This window comes from Pantoea sp. UBA5923 (assembly GCF_002431095.1).
GTDB classification, from domain to species: Bacteria; Pseudomonadota; Gammaproteobacteria; order Enterobacterales; family Enterobacteriaceae; genus Pantoea; species Pantoea piersonii.
Genome location: NZ_DJDN01000001.1, coordinates 2,854 through 3,577, shown reverse-complemented (window position 1 = coordinate 3,577; position 724 = coordinate 2,854). Strand labels below are relative to the sequence as shown.

Here is a 724-nt window from a genome sequence, read left to right as displayed (position 1 = left end):
GGATATCGCGGCGCTGCGCGGTCACCGACATCAGCAGGTGGTGACGTACCAGCCAGGCGACCAGCTGCGTCTCCCGCGAATTCAGGCCGTGCAGCTCGGCGAACTCCAGCGCATCCTGCGCGCCGAGAATAGAGTGATCGCCGTTGCGGCCTTTAGCGATATCGTGCAGCAGCGCCGCCATCAACAGCAGCTCCTGCTGCGGCAGGCGCGGCCAAAGCTCGACGCAAAGCGGATGCATCGGGCGCGTCGCCTCGCTGGCGAAGCTCTCCAGCTTTTGCAGCACACGGATAGTGTGCTCGTCGACGGTGTATGCGTGAAACAGGTCGAACTGCATCTGTCCGACGATATGTCCCCACAGCGGCGTATAGGCCCAGAGCACGCTGTGACGGTGCATCGGCAGCAGGGCGCGTTTGACCGCGCCGGGATGGCGCAAAATCGACATAAAGAGCTGACGCGCCTCCGGGATCTGACACAGCGGCTGCTTGAGATGGCGGCGCGCGTAGCGCAGCTGGCGCAGCGTGGTTGAATAGATGCCGCGAATATTCTCGTTGCGCACCATCACGTAGAACATGCGCATAATCGCCTGCGGCTCGCGCTCAAACAGCGTTTCGTCGCGCAGGTCGATCAGATTGCCGCGCAGCTGGAAAGTATCGTCCAGCGGGCGGGGTTTTTCAGTGGTAGAGAGCGCCAGAATCGCTTCGTCGAACAGCTGCAGCAGCATCTG

General features: G+C 62.3%; 1 protein-coding gene. It reads right to left on the bottom strand.

Going from position 1 to position 724, the window contains the following annotated elements:
• On the bottom strand, nt 1-724 hold a 724-nt coding region (locus B3797_RS00020; RefSeq protein ID WP_311790018.1), incomplete at both ends, for an HD domain-containing protein.